The sequence below is a fragment of the Micromonospora sp. C41 genome (assembly GCF_018070485.1).
Classification (GTDB): domain Bacteria; phylum Actinomycetota; class Actinomycetes; order Mycobacteriales; family Micromonosporaceae; genus Micromonospora; species Micromonospora chalcea.
In genome coordinates this window covers 67357-82505 of record NZ_JAGPXP010000012.1, presented here as the reverse complement: position 1 = coordinate 82505, position 15149 = coordinate 67357, and the positions used below count along the sequence as shown (strand labels likewise).

Here is a 15149-nt window from a genome sequence, read left to right as displayed (position 1 = left end):
CTGGGGAGGCCGGCGCGGACGACCGGGGGGAGTTCGAGGGCTGCTCGCACGAAGTCGGTAGGTACTGCAAGGGGGGACGTGTACAGATGGGCATGATCACTGACTGGCCGTCACTGGCGGCATGTCAGAACGGAGACCCGGACGCGTTGTTCGTACAGGGCGCCGAACAGAACGTGGCGAAGAGGATCTGCCGGAGCTGCCCAGTTCGGTACGAGTGCCTGGCCGACGCGCTCGACAACCGGATCGAGTTCGGTGTGTGGGGTGGCATGACCGAACGCGAGCGCCGGGCGTTGCTGCGCCGTCACCCGCAGGTGACCAGCTGGCGCAAGATGTTCGAGGCGGCCATGAAGAAGAACGCCAAGGAGAAGGCCGGCAAGGACAAGGTGCTGGTGACCACTGCCACCTGACCGCCAGGTCAGCTCCGGCTGATCGCCTCGCCGATCGTCCGCAGCCCGTCGACGTCGTGCACGTCGGCGGGCTGCGCGGCCACCGACACCGCCGGCACCGCCGGGAACGCCTCGGTGAACCGGGCCGCCACCTGCTCCTCGCGTACCGCCTGCTGGGCCAGCGCGGCATGCGCGCGCAGCACCTCGACGGTGCCCTCGTGCCCGCCCGCCGCGGCCAGCCGCTCCGCGGCGGCCAGGCTCTCCGCCGCGGACAGGGCCGCCGCCGGCCGGTGCACCCGGTTGAGCACCAGCCCGGCCAGCGGCATCTGCTCTTCCCGCAGGCGACCCGCGAAGTAGGCGGCCTCCCGGACCGCGTCCGGCTCCGGGGCCGCGACCAGCAGGAACGCCGTCTCCCGGGCCTGCAGGATCCGGTACGTCTGCTCGGCCCGCTGCCGGAACCCGCCGAACATCGAGTCGAGGGCGGCGACGAAGCCGGACAGGTCGGTGAGCAGTTGGGCGCCGAGTACCTTCTGCACCACCTTGGAGAACATCCCGAAGCTCGCCGTCACCAGGTTGAACATGCTGCGTCCGCCGGTGCGCGCCGGGGCCAGCAGCAGCCGCAGCATGCGGCCGTCGAGGAATCGGGACAGGCGGGCCGGAGCGTCCAGGAAGTCGAGCGCGGACCGCGACGGCGGCGTGTCCACCACGATCAGGTCCCACTCGCCCCGGGCGTGCAACTGGCCCAGCTTCTCCATCGCCATGTACTCCTGCGTACCGGCGAAGGTGGAACTCATGGCCTGGTAGAACGGGTTGGCGAAGATCTCCGCGGCCTTCGCCGGGTCGGTGTGCTGGAGCACCACGTCGTCGAACGTGCGCTTCATGTCCAGCATCATGGCGTGCAGCTCGCCGCCGCTGGCCTCGACGTCGATGCCCTTGACCTGGCGGGGTGTGTTGTCCAGCTCGGTCAGGCCGAGCGACTGCGCCAGCCGGCGGGCCGGATCGATGGTGAGCACCACGGTCCGGCGGCCGTGCCGCTCGGCCGCGCGCAGCGCCAGCGCCGCGGCGGTGGTCGTCTTGCCCACGCCGCCCGCCCCGCAGCAGACCACGATCCGTACACCGTCGTCGGCGAGGATCTGGTCGACGTCAAGCGGAGGCGCCGCGTCTTCGGAAGGCACCAATCGAGCGTATCGGTCCCGAGGGGCACTCTGCTCCGTGCCGGTCGCAGGTGTGAGTCAATCCGCCCGGACGAGGGTCTCGGCGAGCGCCTCCAACCCGGCCCGGTCGACTCCTCCGGGCAGCAGCGGCAGTTCGATCATGGGCAGGCCCAGCTCCACCAGGTCGCCCCGGAGCGAGTCCTCCAGCTCTCGGCGTACCTGCTGGTCGTGGGCCTCCTCGACGAGCCCGGCCACGGTCGGGCCGTCGGTCGGCAGGCCGGCGGCGGCCAGCCCGCGCTCCAGCTCGGCCGCGGTCACGGCCCGGCCGGCCGGCACCGGCGGGCGGACGCCGTTGACGATCACCCGGCCGACCGGGAAGCCGAGCTGGGTCAGCTCGGCGACTGCGTCCAGCGTCTCCTGGACCGGCATCTCCTCCAGCAGCGTGACCACGTGCACGGCTGTCATCGGCGACCGGAGCAGCGCGGAGACGCCCTCGCTCTGGGTCTTGATCGGGCCGACCTTGGCCAGCCGGGCGGTCTCCGCTGTCACGTTCAGGAAGCGGCCGATGCGCCCGGTCGGCGGCGCGTCCAGCACGACCGCGTCGTACGTCCGGCGCGAGCCGCTGGTCCGGGTGGTCGCCTCCTTGACCTTGCCGGTGAGCAGCACGTCGCGCAGGCCCGGCGCGATCGTGGTGGCGAAGTCGATCGCGCCGAGCTTGCGCAGCGCCCGGCCGGCCGCGCCGAGCTTGTAGAACATGTCCAGGTATTCCAGGAGCGCCGCCTCGGCGTCGACCGCCAGCGCCCGCACCTCACCGCCGCCGGGCGCGTCGGCGAGGTGCCGCTCCTCGTACGGCAGCGGGTCGGTGCCGAAGAGCTGGGCGATGCCCTGCCGGCCCTCCACCTCGACCAGCAGGGTGCGCCGGCCCCCGGCGGCCAGGCCGAGGGCCAGCGCGGCGGCCACGCTCGTCTTGCCTGTGCCGCCCTTGCCGGTCACCACGTGCAGGCGGGCCGGCCATCTGCCGGCGGACTCGGCCGGCTGCTCACTCGCTGCCACCCGTCGAGCCTAACCAGCCGGCCGGATCAGCCGACCTCGCAGACCCACCAACCCGTCTTCCGCACCACTGTGAAGCGCAGGGACTGCTCGGCGACCTTCTCGTCGGCGGTGGTCATGGTCACCCGGGCGGAGACGGTGGCCCGGTCGCCGGTCTCGTTGTCGACGGTCGGGTTGCTCCAGCGGAACCGGGGGTTCTGGTACTGCTCGGCGTACTTGCGCACCTCGGCGACCTTGGCGGCGATCTTCTCGTCGTCCCGGGCCGCCGAGCAGACGAACGTGGCCGCCTTCTCGGCGTCCCGCTCCTGGTAGACGGCCTTGAGGAAGCCGTCCACCGCGATCTGCGGCTCCTTCGCTCCCTGGCCGTTCTCGGCGTCGCGCAGGACCAGGAACGCGGCAGTGCCCCCACCGCCGCAGAGCAGGACCGCGGCGGCCAGCACCAGCGAGGCGATGAGCAGCGCCGGTCGCTTGCGTGGCGGGCCACCGGGCGGGCCGGGCGGATACGCCGGTGGCCCGGCGGCGGGAACGGCGCCCGGCGGTGTGCCGCCGCCGGGCGGTGATTGTGGGTGCGGGTCGCCGGGCGTGCCGGTGTCGCCACCGGCGGGCGGTTGGGTCATCTGTCTCCCCCGGGTTGCGGCTCCCGTCGCCGCCCCAGGCGACGGGCACGGGTCGAGGTGGTCGGGCGCGCGTCCGCGCGTGCCCAGTCCGGAAGGGTAGCGGTCGGCGGGGCGCTTGCCAGCCCCGCGTACGCACCGGCGGGAGGCGAGTTCGCGGTCGCGTTCCGGACCAGGCTTGTGTCACATATGTGACTGGTTGTGACGAAGCATGCGCGTCCCGTTGCCGGGACTGGCCGGAGGTCCTACGTTCGTCCCGACACGGAGAGCCGGACCCGCCGGACGGTGCCGAGGCGGATGGCGGTGTCAGTGAGCAGGTACGACGCCCGGAGGCGACGCATGCGCGACGCGGAGAACACCCCCCGAGCCCAGTTCCCCGGCGACCGGTCCGGCCGGCCCGGCGAGGCCGACGTGCCCGCCTCGTTCAACGAGCGGTCGTACCGCCTTCCGGTCGAGGTGGTCCGGACGCCGTCCCGCCCCGGCGCGAAGGGGCGGGACGAGGACGAGCCCGGCTACGTCATCCACCTGCCGGTACGGGTGGCCGACCTCGCCGCGGCCACCGCGCTCGCCGGCACCGTGGCCACCTCGCTGAGCTTCCTGGTGGAGCTGGACGCGGGCGAGACCACCGTCTCCACCGCCGACGACCAGAACAACAGGCACCGGGTCTTCTGCGATCTGCTGCTGCCCGACCGCAGCCGGTGCCCGCAGCGCTTCGAGCACGAGGGCCCGTGCGGCGAGCCGCCCTCCGCGCCGGAGCCGCGTCCCGCGTCCCGTTGACGACGGCGGACCGTAGGCTGTGCCTGACCGAAGTCCAAGTCAGGCAAGGGAGCCCTCCTCCGATGCAGAAGTGGGAATACGCCACGGTGCCGCTGCTGGTCCACGCGACCAAGCAGATCCTCGACAACTGGGGCGAGGACGGCTGGGAACTGGTCTCGGTGGTGCCCGGCCCGAACCCGGAGCAGCTCGTCGCGTACCTGAAGCGCCCGAAGGGCTGACCGGCATGAGCAACGGACCCCACGCGAAGCTCGCCGAACTCGGCCTCGCACTGCCCGAGGTGGTGCCGCCGGTGGCCAGCTACGTGCCGGCCGTCCAGTCCGGGCAGCACGTCTACGTCTCCGGCCAGCTGCCGATGGCCGAGGGCAAGCTGCTCGCCACCGGCAAGGTCGGCAACGGCGTCTCCGCCGAGCAGGCGAAGGACCTGGCGCAGCGGTGCGCGCTGAACGCGCTGGCCGCGATCGACGCGCTGGTCGGGCTGGAGAACGTGGTGAAGGTCGTGAAGCTGACCGGCTTCGTGGCCAGCGCGCCCGGCTTCACCGGCCAGCCCGGTGTGATCAACGGTGCCTCGGATCTGTTCGGCGCCGTGTTCGGCGAGGCCGGCCGCCACGCCCGCAGCGCGGTGGGCGTGGCCGAACTCCCCCTCGACGCCCCGGTAGAGGTAGAGGTCATCGTCGAGGTCGTCTGACCCGCCCCGCCGAGCCCGCGATCTTGCGGTTGCCGCCCTGGCAGAAGCCCCAGACGGGGACAAACCAGCGGCGGGAACTGCAAGATCGCGGGGAGTGGCCGGGGGAGTCGTACGATCGCTGCCATGGGTGGGCGTGTGACCGGGGCCGCTGGGGCGCTTGCAGATGGGCTGCCGGGGTGGGTGACGCTGTTGCGCGCGCCCAATCCGGGGCCGATGACGCTCGACGGGACCAACACGTGGGTGCTGCGGGCCGGGCCGGACGCGCCGGCCCTGGTGGTCGACCCGGGCCCCGCCGACGAGGGGCACCTCGCCGCGATCGCGGCCCAGGGCCCGATCGGCGCGGTGCTGATCACGCACGGGCACCCCGACCACACCGAGGGCGCGCCCCGGCTGCGTGAGCTGCTCGACGGCGTACCCGTGCTCGCTGCCGACCCGGCCCACACCGCCGGCGGTGACCCGCTCACCGCCGACACGCGCCTCGACCTGGGGCTCGACCTGCGGCTGCTGCCCACCCCCGGGCACACCGCCGACTCGGTCTGCCTCCTCGCCGAGCACGACGGCGATCGGGTGGTGCTGACCGGCGACACGATCCTCGGGCGGGGCACCACCGTGGTGGCCCACCCCGACGGGCACCTCGGCGACTATTTGTCGAGCCTGGAACTGCTCTCCACGTACCGGGAGGTCCCGGTGCTCCCGGGCCACGGCCCGGCGCTCGCCGACTGCGGCGCGGCGGCCGACTTCTACCTGGCCCACCGGCGGGCCCGGCTGGACCAGGTGCGCGCCGCCGTGGCCGCGGGCGCCACCACCGCGCCCGAGGTGGTCGCCGTGGTCTACGCCGACGTCGACAGGTCGCTGTGGTGGGCCGCCGAGTGGTCCGTCCGCGCCCAGCTCGAACACCTCGGAGTGGAGCAGCCGTGACCTGCCCGGTGTGCGGGACGGTAGCGGTACCCGGGGCGCGGTTCTGTCACAACTGCGGCGCGGCGCTGCCGGCCGCCGCCACGCTGCCCGCCGCCGAACGCCGCGTGGTGACAGTGCTCTTCGGTGACCTGTCCGACTTCACCTCCTGGTCGGAGGACCTGGACCCGGAACGGGTTGGCGCGGTCACCGACCGGGTGCTCGCCGCCCTCGCGGGCGCGGTCAAGACGTTCGGCGGCCACGTCGACAAGCTCACCGGCGACGGGATCATGGCGGTCTTCGGCGCGCCGGTCGCCCACGAGGACGACGCCGAGCGGGCGGTCCGCGCGGCGCTGTCCATGCAGCGCGCGGTGCGGCGGGTGCTCGACGACGAGCGGGGCGGCGGCGCGCCGCTGGGCCTGCGCGTCGGCCTCAACACCGGGGACGTGATCGCGGGCATCCAGGCGGCGATCGAGTACACGGTCATCGGCGACACGGTGAACACCGCCGCGCGGCTCGCCGACGCCGCCGCGGTCGGCGCGGTCTACGCCGGGGCGCGCACCTCCGCCGCCACCCGGCACGTCGCCTCCTGGCGGGCGCTGCGCCCGCTGCGGCTCAAGGGCAAGCGGGAGCCGGTCGAGGCGTACGAGCTGCTGGGCCTGCTGGACGCGCCCGGCACCCGGTCCGGTCTCGGCGACGAGGCGCCGTTCGTGGGCCGGGAGACCGAGATCGGCCGGGTCGCCGGCCGGCTCGCCGAGGTGATCGACCGGGGCGAGCCCCGGGTGCTGCTGATGACCGCCGAGGCGGGCATCGGCAAGTCCCGGTTCGCGGCCGAGGTGGAACGCCTCGCCGCCGGATACGACGTCGGCGCCGGCCGGTACGCCGCGCACACCGGCGCCCGGGTGCTGTCGGTGCGGTGCGCCGCGTTCGGCGAGCGCCGCCGCCTGGCCCCGCTGGCCGACCTGGTCCGCGCCGCCGTCGGCCTGCCCGGCGACGCGGCCACCGCCGTCACCCGCCCGGCCGTCGAGGAGCGGCTGCGCCGCCTCGGCCAGCGCCTGTCCCGGCTCCCCGGCGACCCGCCACCGATCGCCGTGGACCAGCTCCTGGCCCTGCTCGGGTACGCCGAACTGCCGCCCGCCACGGAGAACGGTGAGTGGAACGCGGCCGGGCCGCCACCGGACGACGAAGCCGTGCCGACCGCTGTCGCGGACCTGCTCACCGCGCTCGCCGTGGAGGCGCCGCTGGTGATCGTGGTGGACGACCTGCACGACGCCACGGCCGAGACGCTCAAGGCGTTGGCGCTGACCCTCAACCGGCTCAGCGGGCCGGTGCTCGTGCTGCTGCTCGGCCGTCCCGAGCTGGTACGGACCGCCGGCGCGCTGACCCGGGTCGCGGACGCCGAGGTGCACGCGCTGCCGCCGCTGCGCGGCGCGGACGCCTCCCGGCTGCTCACCAGCTACCTCGCCGGTGGCCGCATGCCCCAGGCCGACACGGACCGGCTGCTCGCCACCGCCCAGGGCAACCCGTTCTACCTGGCCGAACTCGTGACGCTGCTGATGGAGCGCGGCGCGCTGACCGCCGGGCCGGGCCGCGGCGCGGACGTCGGCTGGCGTCTCGCGCCCGGCTCGCTCGGCAGCCGGCTGCTCTCCCGGGACCTGGCCGCGGTGCTCGCGGCGCGTATCGACGCGCTGCCGCCGGATGCCCGCTCGGCGCTGCGCGACGCCGCGGTGGTGGGCGACACAGTGCCCGCCGGTGCGCTGGAGGCGCTGCGCGAGCAGCGGCTCGGGCAGGACGGCCGGCCCGCCGCGGTGGCCGCCGTCGAGCTGGACCGGGCCGTGGAGGAGCTGCTGCAACGCCGCATGCTGCACCGCACCCGCACCGGGTTCGCCTTCGCCACCCCGCTCATGCGGGAGGCCGCGTACGCCGGGGTGAGCAAGGCCGAGCTGGCCGAACGGCACGCGGCGCTGGCCCGCTGGGCCGCGCCGGAGAGCGTGGACGGGACGGGCGGCGCCCCGGCGGGCGCCTTCACCGAGGCCGCCCGGGACGACTTCGTCGCCGAGCACGTCGAGCGGGCCACAGCGCTCGCCGACGCGGTCAAGCTGCGCCCGGACGCGCCGGCCCGGGCGGTCACCCCGCTGGGCGTGGCCGCGCTGGGCCGGGCCGCCCGCCGGTCACTGCGGTCGGGGGAGCCGGCTCTCGCGGTCGAGTACGCCGAACGCGCGGCCGAGCTGGCCCGCGACGGCGTACCGCCGGCCGACCGGGTGACGCACGCCCGGGCGCTGCTCCAGATCGGCCGCCCGGCCGACGCGCTCGCGTTCGCCGAGAAGATCGCCGCGAACACCGGTGACCCGGCCACCCGGACCGCCGCGCTGCTGCTGGCCGGGCAGGCCCAGCAGACGCTGGGCGACGCCGAGCGGGCCGAGCGCAGCTGGCAGGAGGCGTTGCAGGTGGCCACCGACGCCGACCTGCCCACCATGCGGGCGTCGGCGATGCGGCGGCTCGGCATGGCCGACTTCATCGCCGGCCGGCTCGGGCAGGCGAGCAGCCGGCTGGCCGCGTCCTATCAGGTCAGCCTGGCCGCCCGGGATCCGCGCGGGCAGGCCTGGTCGTTGCAGAACCTGGCCTGGGTGACCACCACCCGGGGCGACTTCGCCGGCACCGACGCGGTGCTCGGGCGGGCCGCCCGGCTCTTCGCCGAGCTGAAGGACCCGTACGGGCGGGCCTGGCTGCGCGGCACCACCGCGTTCGCCCGGCTGCTCGCCGGACGGCTGCGGGAGGCGTGCCGGATGGCGCGGGTGTTCCTGCCGTTCGGGGAGCGGGTCGGCGAGGCGTGGGCGGTCGGCACGCTGCGCGCGGTCGAGGCGTACGCCACCGCCGAGCTGGGCGACCTGGCCGAGGCGGACCGGGCGGCGCGGCGCGCGTACCGGGACTTCGCCGAGGTGGGCGACGACTGGGGACAGGGCTTCGCGCTCGTGGTGCGCGGGGTGGTGGCGCGCGGGCTGGGCGAGCCGGAACACGCGGCCGACCTGTTCACCGACGCGCTCGAGTACGCCGACCGCACCACCCACCCGCTGCTGACCGGCATGGCCGGGACGCTGCGCGGCTTCGTGGCGCTGGACATGGGCGACCACGAGACCGCCGAGCGGGAGGCACGGTCGGTGCTGACCCGGGTGGAGCCGCACAACCCGCAGGCCCCGGCCCAGGTCGCGCCCCGGGTGCTGCTCGCCATGGCCCGCCTCGCGGCCGGTGACCCGGGCACCGCCGTGGGGCTGCTGGCCCCGGTCGCCACCGGTGCGGCGAACGCGCCCTCGCTGCTGTTCTCCCGGCGGCAGACGATGGCCCGGTACGCCGCCGCGCTGCTCGCCCACGGCCAGCGCGAACAGGCGCTCGACTGGGCGCAGCGGTCGATCACGGCGCCGGCCGAGGACGTGCGCAGCCAGGTGGTGGCGCGGCTGGTGCTGGCCGAGGCGCTCGACGCCTGCGGCCGCCGGGCCGAGGCGCTGACCAACGCGGAGGAGGCGGTACGCCTCGCGTACGCCACCGAACAGCGCAGTGAGCGGATGGTCGCCGACGCGTTGCGGGTTCGCCTCTCCGGCGGCTGATCGCCCGCTGTTCTGACGGTTCCGGGGATGTGTTCGTCGGTGGAGCCGGTTAGCGTGGGCGGCGACAGTCGTGGATCGACTGCCGCCTCCCGGTGCGCGCCTGCGTCACCGGCGGACCACGCTGGGGAGGGACGATGAGGCTGCCGCGCTCGGGCGCCGGCTGGACGATCGCGGTCTTCGGGCTCCTCGCGCTGCTCCTCGGCGCGCTCGGCCTGATCTGGCCGGAGACTCAGCTTCGTCTGCTCGGCTTCGAGGTGCCGGCCGAACGCGCACCGGGCGACTACACCGGCACGTTCCTCACCGCGTCGTCGATGGCCTCGTTCAACATGGGGGTCTACTACCTGCTCGCCGTTGCCACCGAGTGGCGGCCGTTCTACCGCTTCACGGTCTGGTTCCGCCTGGTCACGTTCACCGTCTTCACCATCGCGGTGCTGTCCGACGTCGCGCCGGACCGGTTCTTCGCGGTCGCCGCGTGGGAAGGGCTGGGCGCGGTCGCGACAGCCGTCGGCCTGTGGTGGGACGCGCGCCGGGCGGGCACCGCCACTGACGACTCCGCGCCGGATTCGGTGCCGGCCACCGATGCGGCCCGCTGAGCGGCCGGACCAGTTGGGTATTTTCGAACCGTGACCGAGACCCCGCCCGGCGCCGTGCGGCTGCCAATCGTGCCCGGTCTGACCGATCTGCAGGTGTTCGCCCGGGGCGGCTACGCCACCATCTACCGGGCCACCCAGATCTCGGTGGGGCGCGAGGTGGCGGTCAAGATCGAGAACCGGACGCTGGACAGCGAACGCGACCAGGCCCGCTTCCTGCGCGAGGCCCGCGCCGCCGGGCGGATGTCGTCGCACCCCCACGTGGTCGACCTCTTCGACGTCGGGGTCACCGTCGACCAGCACCCCTACCTGATCATGGAACTCTGCGACGGCTCGTACGCGGAGCGGATGCGCACCTCGCCGCTGGGCCCGGAGGAGACCCGCGACCTCGGCGTGAAGATCGCCGACGCGCTGGCCCACTCGCACGCGGCGGGCGTGCTGCACCGGGACGTCAAGCCGGCAAACATCCTGCACTCCGAGTTCAACTCGGCGGTCCTCGCCGACTTCGGCCTGGCGGTGCTCGCCGAGTTCCGTGACTCCTCGGTCATGCTGGAGGCGCTCACCCCGGCGTACGCGCCGCCCGAGACGTTCAACCACAGCCCGCCCAGCCCGGCCGTCGACGTCTACTCGCTGTGCGCCACCCTCTACGCGGTGATGTACGGCCGGCCGCCGCGCTGGCACTCGGAACGCAACCCGAGTCTGGTGACCGTGCTGGAGATGTTCCAGCAGCCCATCCCCGGGCTGCCCGGGGTGCCCGGCGAGCTGATCGACGTACTCCGGCTGGGGATGTCGAACGACCCGGGCGCGCGTCCCTCCGCGGTCGAGTTGCGCGGCCTGCTCGCCGGGCTGCCGCTGGACGGCGCCCCGGCCGGCGGCGCGCTCTACGACGGCGCCGAGCGCTACCGCCGTAGCGGCGGCCCGAACCCGCGCCCGCCCGCCGACGACGACCACCCGACCGTGGCGTCGCGGGCCCGCCGCTGGCCCAAGCGCTGGTTCCTCGGCGGCGCCGGGGTGCTCGCGCTGGCGGCGTCGGCCGGTGGCGGCTGGCTGGCCGCCGGTCACACGCCCGCCGCTCCGCCGACCCCGGTGACGAGCGGCGTGGCCGGGGGGCCGGTGCCCGGCTGCGCGTCCGCCGACGTGCGGCTCCCGGCCGGCGCGCGGTGCGCTTCCGAGCTGGAGTGCTTCGGTCCGGTACGGCTGCGCCGCGACCGGGCCGAGGCGAGCCGGGTGCCCTGCGACGGCCAGCACACCTGGGAGACGTACGCCGCGGGTGACCTGCCGGCCGGTCTCGCCGGCGCCAAGCACGACGCGGTGGTCGCCGACCCGGCCGTCGGCAAGGTGTGCAACCCCGACACGTTCCGGGTGGTCAGTGGCGCGGACCCGGCGAACGGATGGAACCTCGAGGTGCTGCCGCCGGAGACCGACGCCGACCGCACCTACCGGTGCCTGGCCGGGCGGGGAGTGAACGCGCTCGCCGGGCCCACGCTCACCGGCCGCTGAGCCCTCGGCTCTGCCGCACCGACCTCGGGTCGAGCGTCTCCAGCGTGTCGGCGTCCACCGCGGTCTGCGTCCGCAGGCCGCGTACCGCCCGCGGGTCCAGCGTCTCGAGCGTGTCCGCGTCGACCGGATGGCCGCCGGGGGCGCGCAGGTTCCGTACCGCCCGGGGGTCGATCGCCTCGAGCGTGTCGGCGTCCACTCCGTACCCGGCCTCGGGCAGCCAGGTCTCGGGCGACGGGGTGTGCCCACCACCGCTGACGGGCTGGCGGGCCGCGGTGATCGTCACCCCGGCGATCATGCCCAGCACGACGCAGACCAGGGCCAGCACGACCGACAGGATGCCGGGCGGGCGCCACACCGCGAGGGCCACCACCGCCGCAACCGTCGCCAGGGACGCGACGACGGCCTTCGCCCGCGCATCGGGCTTCGGGAACGATCTCACCCGACAAGCATGGCCCAGCGCGGCAACCTGTCAACCGGCGGGCCGAGACGGCTTCCCGTCAGTCACGCTCCACTTCGGAGCAGCAGAAGCGTCGATCGAGCAAAAATCGTTACATCTGTTGGTCGGCTGCCGTATCGCTCCGGGTTGGGAAGCCGCTACCGTGAGCGTCGATCCGGGAGTGGCGAGGCCGAGGTCTCCTCGACCACACCGCCCAGTGACGGACCCCCGGGGTACGGCAGGTGATCGGGCACCCGCCGTACCCCGGGCCCACCTCGGTCAGTAGGACTTGTCCTGGCCGAGGACGTGCTGGGCGACGAAGTTGAGGATCATCTCGCGGCTGACCGGGGCGATGCGGCCCGCGCGTACCGCGCCGAGCAGCGTCGACACGCCGTACTCGGTGGTCATGCCGGCCCCGCCGAGCGCCTGGACGGCGGTGTCGACGGCGAGCGCGGCGGCCTCACCGGCCGCGTACTTGGCCATGTTGCCGGAGATGCCCGCTTCCAGGTCGCGACCCGCGTCGTACAGCGTCGCCGCCTTGTAGATCATCAGACGGGCCAGCTCGACCTGGACCGCCGCGTGCGCGAGCGGGTGCGCCACGCCCTGGTGCGAGCCGATCGAGTTCCCGCCCCACACCTTGCGGGTGGCGGTGTAGTCGCTCGCCCTGTCGATCGCGTACCGACCGGTGCCGGCGCCCATCGCGGCCACCGTGATGCGCTCCGGGTTGAGCCCGGCGAACAGCGCCGGCAGCCCGGCGTCGAGCGACTCGCCGACGAGCGCGTCGGCGGGCAGCCGGACGTCGTCGAGGAAGAGCAGGAACTGGTTCTCCGGCGACAGGATCTCCATGTCCAGCTTGGACTTCTCCAGGCCCGGCGCGTCGGTCGGCACGATGAACAGCGCCGGCTTCAGCTTCCCGGTGGACGCGTCCTCGGTGCGAGCGACCACGAGGACGTGCCCGGCCTCGTCCACGCCGGAGATGTAGATCTTCCGGCCGCTGAGCAGCCAGTCGTCGCCGTCGCGACGAGCCACTGTGGAGAGCCGGTGGAAGTTCGAACCGGCGTCCGGCTCGGTGATCGCGAAGACGATCTTCTCGGAGCCGTCGGCGAGCCCGGGGAGGTGCTTCTTGCGCTGCTCCTCCGTGCCGTGCTTGCTGATGATCGTGGCGGCGATGGCGGGGGAGACCACCAGGAGCAGCAGCGGGCAGCCGGTCGCGGCCAGCTCCTCGCACACCAGCGCCAGGTCGGTGATGCCGCCGCCCCCGCCGCCGTACTCGGTGGGGATGTTGACGCCCAGGTAGCCCAGCCGGCCGGCCTCGTGCCACAGCTCGGTGGTGTGCTCGCCGGCCTTGGCCTTCGACACGAAGTAGGAATGGCCGTACTTGCGTCCCAGCTCCCGCACCGCATCGCGGAGCTGGTCCTGTTCGGGGGTGAGGTCGAAGTTCACTGGTGGTCCTCCTCGGGGTCCACGACGGCCAGTACGGCACCCGTCTCGACCTGGCCGCCGGCGGGCACCGGCAGTTCCGTCACCACGCCGTCGGCGGGGGCGAGCACGGGATGTTCGAGCTTCATCGCTTCGAGCGTCAGCAGCAGGTCACCGGCGGCGACGCGCTGACCGACCTCGACGTGCACCCGGGTGACCGCCCCGGGCAGCGGCGCGAGCAGCGACCCGGCCGCCAGCTCCGCGGTGGGCAGGGGCAGGCGGGGCAGCTCGGTGAGGCTCGCCGCCCCGTCCGGGCCGTCCACGAAGACCGACGACCCCACCCGGTGTACGCGGAAGGCCCGCCGAACCCCGTCGACGTCGAGCACCACCCGGTCCGGGGCGGCTGTCACCAGCTCGACCACCGGCAGCTCGGTGTTAACAGGGGACCCTTCCTCTACCGGATCCGTTAAGAGGGGGCCCTTCCTTCCCCACTCGGCGAGGGCGCCGGTGCGGTCCAGGCGGTAGTGGACCTCGATCTCCTCGTCGCCCGGGCCGGTGAACCGGGTGACCTGCGGGAAGGACGGCACGTTGCGCCAGCCCGACGGCAGCCCGGCCAGCACCGGGGCGGCGGCCCGGCGCGCGGCGGCAGCGGCCAGCGCGGCGGCCAGCGCCACCACCGGAAGCTGCTCGGCCGGCAGCAGCGGCTCGAACACCTCCGGGTGCCGGTCCAGGAAGCCGGTGTCGACGTCCACGGCGGCGAACTCCGGGCTGCGCAGCACGCGTACCAGCAGGTCCCGGTTGGTGGCCACGCCATGCAGCTCGGCGCGGGCCAGCGCGCCGGCCAGGGCGCGGGCCGCCTCGGTGCGGGTGGGCGCCCAGGCGACGAGCTTCGCCAGCATCGAGTCGTAGTGCACGCTCACCGTCGAGCCGTCCACCACGCCCGAGTCCAGGCGCAGCCCCCGGGCCGGACCGAATTCGGCGGCGACCCCGGGGATCGCGAACCGGTGCAGCGTGCCGGTGGCCGGACGGAAGCCCTGAGCCGGGTCCTCGGCGCACAGCCGTACCTCGATGGCGTGGCCGTCGGCCGGCGGCGTGGTGGTGACCGGCAGCGGCTCGCCCTCGGCGACGAGCAGTTGCAGCCGCACCAGGTCCAGCCCGGTGGTCAGCTCGGTGACCGGGTGCTCCACCTGGAGGCGGGTGTTCATCTCCAGGAAGTGCACCTGCCCGTCCGGCGCGAGCAGGAACTCCACTGTTCCCGCGCCGACGTAGTCGACGGCCCGCCCGGCGGCCACCGCCGCCTCGTGCAGCGCCGCGCGCACGTCGTCGGGCAGCACGCCGGGCGCCTCCTCGACGATCTTCTGGTGGCGGCGCTGGATCGAGCAGTCGCGTACCCCGAGGGCCACGACGGTGCCGTGGGTGTCGCCGAAGATCTGCACCTCGACGTGGCGGCCGCGTTCCACGTACCGCTCGATGAAGACCGTGCCGTCGCCGAACGCCGCCGCGGCCTCGCGGCGCGCGCCCGCGATGGCCTCGGCCAGCCCGGCGGCGTCGTGGACGATCCGCATGCCCCGGCCGCCGCCACCCGCGGCGGCCTTGACCAGCACCGGGAAGGCGGTGACCTCGGCCGGGTCGGTCCAGGTGGGCAGCATCGGCACGCCCGCGTCGGCGAGCAGCGCCTTGGCGGCCATCTTGTCGCCCATCGCCGCGATCGCCTTCGCGGACGGCCCGACCCAGGTCAGACCCGCGTCGGTCACCGCCGCCGCGAACTCGGCGTTCTCGGCCAGGAAGCCGTAACCGGGGTGGACGGCGTCCGCGCCGGACCGGCGGGCCGCGTCCAGGATGGCGTCGACGCGCAGGTACGTCTCGGCCGGCGTGTTCCCCGGCAGCCGTACCGCCTGGTCGGCGTCGGCGACGAACGGCGCGTCGGCGTCCGCGTCGGAGTGCACGGCGACGGTGGCCACGCCGAGGGCGCGGCAGGTGGCGAAGACCCGGCGGGCGATCTCGCCCCGGTTCGCAACCAGAAGCTTGGTGATCATTTGAGT

Annotated in this window: 14 protein-coding genes; 8 read left to right on the top strand and 6 right to left on the bottom strand. The window is 74.4% G+C overall.

Features of this window, described 5'->3' with window-relative positions; all coding sequences use genetic code 11:
* Positions 1–86 precede the first annotated feature (86 nt).
* Positions 87–407 carry a WhiB family transcriptional regulator gene (locus tag KBX43_RS15380; protein ID WP_043327856.1) on the top strand — a complete coding sequence of 107 codons (321 nt, stop codon included), beginning with the start codon at positions 87–89 and terminating at the stop codon, positions 405–407.
* 8 nt (positions 408–415) lie between these two features.
* On the opposite strand, the gene KBX43_RS15375 is transcribed toward KBX43_RS15380, so the two are convergent.
* The 3 genes from KBX43_RS15375 to KBX43_RS15365 are packed head-to-tail and all read right to left on the bottom strand — an operon-like array spanning position 416 to position 3207.
* The gene (locus KBX43_RS15375; protein ID WP_174535410.1) at positions 416–1564 is read right to left on the bottom strand and encodes an ArsA-related P-loop ATPase; all 1149 of its coding nucleotides are present in this window, start codon (positions 1562–1564) and stop codon (positions 416–418) included.
* A 54-nt stretch (positions 1565–1618) separates the two neighbouring features.
* The gene (locus KBX43_RS15370) at positions 1619–2593 is read right to left on the bottom strand and encodes an ArsA-related P-loop ATPase (RefSeq protein WP_043327858.1); all 975 of its coding nucleotides are present in this window, start codon (positions 2591–2593) and stop codon (positions 1619–1621) included.
* Positions 2594–2619: 26 nt separating this feature from the next.
* A complete protein-coding gene (locus tag KBX43_RS15365; RefSeq protein ID WP_069088218.1) occupies positions 2620–3207 on the bottom strand; it encodes a hypothetical protein in 588 nt (195 codons plus the stop codon).
* A gap of 336 nt (positions 3208–3543) precedes the next feature.
* On the opposite strand from KBX43_RS15365, the gene KBX43_RS15360 reads away from it, so the two are divergent.
* The 7 genes from KBX43_RS15360 to KBX43_RS15330 all read left to right on the top strand — a co-directional run bounded on the left by KBX43_RS15360 (position 3544) and on the right by KBX43_RS15330 (position 11252).
* Positions 3544–3981: a hypothetical protein gene (locus KBX43_RS15360; protein ID WP_043327859.1), complete on the top strand. Its 438-nt coding sequence runs from the start codon at positions 3544–3546 to the stop codon at positions 3979–3981.
* A 62-nt stretch (positions 3982–4043) separates the two neighbouring features.
* Entirely contained in the window at positions 4044–4199 is a 156-nt protein-coding gene (locus tag KBX43_RS15355; RefSeq protein WP_013289021.1) for a DUF4177 domain-containing protein, read from the top strand.
* Between the two features lie 5 nt (positions 4200–4204).
* Entirely contained in the window at positions 4205–4666 is a 462-nt protein-coding gene (locus tag KBX43_RS15350; protein ID WP_043327860.1) for a RidA family protein, read from the top strand.
* Between the two features lie 123 nt (positions 4667–4789).
* A complete protein-coding gene (locus KBX43_RS15345; RefSeq protein ID WP_069088219.1) occupies positions 4790–5584 on the top strand; it encodes an MBL fold metallo-hydrolase in 795 nt (264 codons plus the stop codon).
* Complete coding sequence (locus KBX43_RS15340; RefSeq protein WP_064446802.1) at positions 5581–9162, top strand: adenylate/guanylate cyclase domain-containing protein; 3582 nt, start codon at positions 5581–5583, stop codon at positions 9160–9162. Before KBX43_RS15345 ends, KBX43_RS15340 begins: the two co-directional genes overlap by 4 nt.
* 134 nt (positions 9163–9296) lie before the next feature.
* On the top strand, positions 9297–9755 hold the full coding sequence (locus KBX43_RS15335) for a hypothetical protein (RefSeq protein ID WP_210885044.1): 459 nt from the start codon (positions 9297–9299) through the stop codon (positions 9753–9755).
* Between the two features lie 30 nt (positions 9756–9785).
* Positions 9786–11252: a serine/threonine-protein kinase gene (locus KBX43_RS15330; protein ID WP_064446801.1), complete on the top strand. Its 1467-nt coding sequence runs from the start codon at positions 9786–9788 to the stop codon at positions 11250–11252.
* On the opposite strand, the gene KBX43_RS15325 is transcribed toward KBX43_RS15330, so the two are convergent.
* From KBX43_RS15325 to KBX43_RS15315, 3 genes are all read right to left on the bottom strand, one after another.
* Positions 11239–11691 (bottom strand): hypothetical protein, encoded by a 453-nt coding sequence (locus KBX43_RS15325; protein ID WP_043327863.1) that lies wholly within the window; start codon positions 11689–11691, stop codon positions 11239–11241. The two genes, KBX43_RS15330 and KBX43_RS15325, sit on opposite strands and share 14 nt — an antisense overlap.
* 276 nt (positions 11692–11967) lie before the next feature.
* Positions 11968–13131, bottom strand: coding sequence for an acyl-CoA dehydrogenase family protein (locus KBX43_RS15320; RefSeq protein ID WP_043327864.1), 1164 nt, complete (start codon positions 13129–13131; stop codon positions 11968–11970).
* Positions 13128–15143: a biotin carboxylase N-terminal domain-containing protein gene (locus KBX43_RS15315; protein WP_210885037.1), complete on the bottom strand. Its 2016-nt coding sequence runs from the start codon at positions 15141–15143 to the stop codon at positions 13128–13130. Before KBX43_RS15315 ends, KBX43_RS15320 begins: the two co-directional genes overlap by 4 nt.
* Positions 15144–15149: the final 6 nt, after the last annotated feature.

Excerpts from the sequence above, each read along its gene's own strand:
- KBX43_RS15380 (WP_043327856.1), top strand. The coding sequence starts at position 87 with ATGGGCATGATCACTGACTGGCCGTCACTGGCGGCATGTCAGAACGGA.
- KBX43_RS15365 (WP_069088218.1), bottom strand. The coding sequence starts at position 3,207 with ATGACCCAACCGCCCGCCGGTGGCGACACCGGCACGCCCGGCGACCCG.
- KBX43_RS15360 (WP_043327859.1), top strand. The coding sequence starts at position 3,544 with ATGCGCGACGCGGAGAACACCCCCCGAGCCCAGTTCCCCGGCGACCGG.
- KBX43_RS15355 (WP_013289021.1), top strand. The coding sequence starts at position 4,044 with ATGCAGAAGTGGGAATACGCCACGGTGCCGCTGCTGGTCCACGCGACC.
- KBX43_RS15350 (WP_043327860.1), top strand. The coding sequence starts at position 4,205 with ATGAGCAACGGACCCCACGCGAAGCTCGCCGAACTCGGCCTCGCACTG.
- KBX43_RS15345 (WP_069088219.1), top strand. The coding sequence starts at position 4,790 with ATGGGTGGGCGTGTGACCGGGGCCGCTGGGGCGCTTGCAGATGGGCTG.
- KBX43_RS15335 (WP_210885044.1), top strand. The coding sequence starts at position 9,297 with ATGAGGCTGCCGCGCTCGGGCGCCGGCTGGACGATCGCGGTCTTCGGG.
- KBX43_RS15315 (WP_210885037.1), bottom strand. The coding sequence starts at position 15,143 with ATGATCACCAAGCTTCTGGTTGCGAACCGGGGCGAGATCGCCCGCCGG.